The sequence below is a fragment of the Pseudonocardia pini genome (genome assembly GCF_013870575.1).
Lineage (GTDB): Bacteria > Actinomycetota > Actinomycetes > Mycobacteriales > Pseudonocardiaceae > Pseudonocardia > Pseudonocardia pini.
Map to the genome: position 1 here is coordinate 1 of NZ_JACBXB010000848.1, position 2,214 is coordinate 2,214.

Consider the following 2,214-nt stretch of genomic DNA (forward strand, 5'->3'; position numbering starts at 1 on the left):
CTTCGACCCGGAGGGGCAGACCGGGCACCCCGACCACAAGGCCGTCTCCCGCTGGGCCACCGCCGCGTTCCACCGTGCCGCCCGGCCCGGCGCTCGGCTGCTGCACACCGCCACGACCGCCGCCTTCCTCGACCGCTGGGCCGACCTGCACGAGGAGTTCGGGGTGTTCGTGGACGGCGTTCCGCGCCCGACGGCGGAGGAGCACCTCGCCGTCGACCTGCAGCTGGACGCGGGGCAGCTCGACCGGAAGGTGCGGGCGCTGCGGGCCCAGGCCACCCAGACCGACGGCATCGTCGGCGCCGTCGGCCCCGCGGCCTACGCGGAGTGGGTGGCGGCCGAGGCGTTCGTGGAGGTGGCCGTGGCGGAGGTGGTCGACGTGCTCGACGGGTGCTGAGCTCGACGGGTGCTGAGCTCGACGGGTGCTGGGCTCGACGGGTGCTGGGCTCGACGGGTGCTGGGCCCGGCTCAGACCGTCAGCGACCCGGAACGGGCCGCAGCGAAGCGGGCCTCGGCGTCCGCCCAGCTCACGACGTTCCACCAGGCCTTGACGTAGTCCGGCCTCACGTTGCGGTACTGCAGGTAGAAGGCGTGCTCCCACATGTCGAGCAGCACGACCGGGAGCTGGCCCGCGGGGAGCTGGGCCTGCTGGTCGTAGAGCTGGTGGACGAGCAGGCGGGACCCCAGGACGTCCCAGCCGAGGATGGCCCAGCCGGAGCCCTGGATGGTCGTGGCGGCCGCGGTGAAGTGGGCCTGGAACGCGGCGAACGAGCCGAAGCCGTCGTCGATCGCCGCGGCGAGCTCGCCGGAGGGCTTGTCGCCGCCGTCGGGGGAGAGGTTCTTCCAGAAGAGCGAGTGGTTGACGTGGCCACCCAGGTTGAACGCCAGGGTCCTCTCGAGACCGACGATCGCGCCGAAGTCCCCGGACTCGCGTGCGGCGGCGAGCTTCTCGATCGTCTGGTTGAGCGCGGCGACGTAGGTGGCGTGGTGCTTCGAGTGGTGCAGCTCCATGATCTCCGGCGCGATGTGCGGGGCCAGGGCGCTGTAGTCGTAGGGCAGGTCGGGGAGCGTGTAGTCCGCCATCGGTCCTCCAGATATATGCCAGTATCTGGCAACAACGTAGATCCGGCAGTACACTGCTGCAAGTCTCTTGCGTTAGCGGGAGGCGTCCGGGGACGGTCGTTCTGGCAGCTCGACGTCCGTGAGGTGGGAGGGGGTCGACCCGCGGATCGGGTCGACCCCCTCCCGCGCGGTCAGCGCGCCGACCGATGCGCGGCGCGGAGCCCGAACCCGGCGATGCCTGCCAGGAGCAGGGTCTGGACCACCTCGCCTGCGACCACGGCCGCGGAGCCGAGCTCGTCGAGGGGGAGGGCGAAGAACGCCACCAGGTAGACCAGCCCGACGATCGGGAACCAGCGCGGCGCGGACCGGGCGAGCAGGGTGGCGACCAGGCCCAGGGCCACGCCGAGGCCGACGGCGACCTGCGAGCCCACGATCGCGGGCACGAGCCGGGCGGAGGCCTCGTTCACGGTGTCGACGAGGACGCGGCCCGCGGGCTCGTCGAACAGGGCGGGGTCGACGGCGTAGGCGTACGGCAGGGCCTCGGCCACGATCACGAGGCTGATCACGATGCTGCCCGCCGCGACCACGACCGCGGCCGCCCAGGCCAGCGGTCTGCCGCGGCCGAGGACCACGAGGAACACCGCGGTCCCGAGGAAGGTCAGCAGGTAGGCCGGGCCGCCGACGTAGAGGTTGGCCGGCCAGTACGCGTCGGCGACCGCGCGGAGGTCGTCGTAGCCCAGGCCGGTCTCGGGATCGAACGGCGGCTCCCAGAGGGCGAACCCCATCCGGGCGACGAGGGCGAGGACCACCACCCCGAGCAGGGCGACGAGGGGTGCGGGACGGGTGCGGTCGGCGACGGGCGCGGCGAGGGACGAGCTCATGGGTGCCGAGGCTGGCCGAACCGCGGACGACGCCGCATCGGCCTCAGCACCTAATGCGGTGTCGTCGCAGCTCAGCGGGGGTGGTCGAGCCAGATCCGGGCGGCCTGCACGCGGCGGTTCGCGTCGGGGTCCGGGCGCAGGTCGAGCTTGCCGAACACCGACCGGAGGTGGGCGTCGACGGTGCGCTCGGAGACCACCAGCTGGGTGGCGATGCCGGCGTTGCTCGCCCCCGAGGCCAGCAGGGCCAGCACCTCGTTCTCCCGCGGGGTCAGGC

Annotated in this window: 3 protein-coding genes and 1 pseudogene; 1 reads left to right on the plus strand and 3 read right to left on the minus strand. The window is 72.9% G+C overall.

What is annotated here, in order from left to right:
• A pseudogene (locus H5J29_RS29835) lies at window positions 1-394 on the plus strand (hypothetical protein); the annotation flags it as partial.
• Window positions 395-465: 71 nt separating this feature from the next.
• Here the strand turns inward: H5J29_RS29835 and H5J29_RS29840 are convergent.
• The 3 genes from H5J29_RS29840 to H5J29_RS29850 all read right to left on the minus strand — a co-directional run.
• Window positions 466-1,080, minus strand: a complete 615-nt coding sequence (locus H5J29_RS29840; protein ID WP_181784302.1) for a superoxide dismutase — start codon at window positions 1,078-1,080, stop codon at window positions 466-468.
• A gap of 170 nt (window positions 1,081-1,250) precedes the next feature.
• Window positions 1,251-1,940: a hypothetical protein gene (locus tag H5J29_RS29845; protein WP_181784303.1), complete on the minus strand. Its 690-nt coding sequence runs from the start codon at window positions 1,938-1,940 to the stop codon at window positions 1,251-1,253.
• 71 nt (window positions 1,941-2,011) lie between these two features.
• Window positions 2,012-2,214 (minus strand): helix-turn-helix domain-containing protein (locus H5J29_RS29850; protein WP_181784304.1); only part of this gene is annotated, 203 nt, incomplete at its 5' end.